Consider the following 1,425-nt stretch of genomic DNA (forward strand, 5'->3'; position numbering starts at 1 on the left):
GTCATAGCTTCGGTGGCGTGTTTAGCCCCGTTACATTTTCGGCGCAGAGTCACTCGACCAGTGAGCTATTACGCACTCTTTAAATGGTGGCTGCTTCTAAGCCAACATCCTGGTTGTCTGTGCAACTCCACATCCTTTCCCACTTAACACGCACTTGGGGACCTTAGCTGATGATCTGGGCTCTTTCCCTCTTGACGATGGATCTTAGCACTCACCGTCTGACTCCCGGAATTCAAGTATGCGGCATTCGGAGTTTGACTGGACTTGGTAACCCTTGGCGGGCCCCGCACCCAATCAGTGCTCTACCTCCGCGACTCATTTCCGAGGCTAGCCCTAAAGCTATTTCGGGGAGAACCAGCTATCTCCGAGTTCGATTGGAATTTCTCCCCTACCCCCACCTCATCCCCGAGCTTTTCAACGCTCGTGAGTTCGGGCCTCCAGTGCGTGTTACCGCACCTTCACCCTGGACAGGGGTAGATCACACGGTTTCGGGTCTACGTCCACATACTAACTCGCCCTATTCAGACTCGCTTTCGCTGCGGCTCCGTCTCTTCGACTTAACCTCGCATGGGAACGTAACTCGCCGGTTCATTCTACAAAAGGCACGCCATCAGCCGTTAATGGCCTCTGACTTTTTGTAAGCGCACGGTTTCAGGTTCTATTTCACTCCCCTCCCGGGGTGCTTTTCACCTTTCCCTCACGGTACTGCTTCGCTATCGGTCGCTAGGGAGTATTTAGCCTTGGCAGATGGTCCTGCCGGATTCCGACGGGGTTTCCCGTGCCCCGCCGTACTCAGGATCCGTCTAGGCATACGCAGGTTTTTAGCTACAGGGCTTTTACCTTCTGTGGCCGGCCTTTCCAGACCGCTTCGCCTAACCTGCTTTTGCCATATTGACGTCCTACAACCCCGCTCCCCGAAGGGAACGGTTTGGGCTTCTCCGCGTTCGCTCGCCGCTACTGACGGAATCACATGTTGTTTTCTTTTCCTCCAGGTACTTAGATGTTTCAGTTCCCTGGGTATGCCTCCATATTGCCTATGTATTCAGCAATAGGTACGCAGATATTACTCTGCGTGGGTTTCCCCATTCGGACATCCCCGGATCAAAGCCTGCTTACGGCTCCCCGAGGCATTTCGTAGTTCGCCACGTCCTTCGTCGGCTCCTAGCGCCTAGGCATCCTCCGTGCGCCCTTATTAGCTTATCCATTGTTGTTCGTCTCGCAAGAGAACGCACAACGTCTCGATTTGCTTCTAAGATCACCTTTACAGATGGTCTTGCTCGATTCGTTTCGCTATCCAGTTTTCAAGGAACAAGGATGCAAACTTTAGCGTTCAAAATTTGTCATCTTCGATTGTTGTCGCCGAAGCGACGTTTGCTATCTTACCACATTCGCCCGCATCATTCAAGTCGAAAGTTGTAGGTTTTT

General features: G+C 52.6%; 1 rRNA gene (cut by a window edge). It reads right to left on the reverse strand.

Annotated elements, in window-relative coordinates:
• A 23S ribosomal RNA gene (locus tag FE784_RS34180) occupies positions 1 to 1,203 on the reverse strand (it extends 1,738 nt beyond the left edge of the window).
• Between the last annotated feature and the right edge of the window lie 222 nt (positions 1,204 to 1,425).

The sequence above is a fragment of the Paenibacillus hemerocallicola genome (assembly GCF_006265175.1).
GTDB lineage: Bacteria > Bacillota > Bacilli > Paenibacillales > NBRC-103111 > Paenibacillus_AB > Paenibacillus_AB hemerocallicola.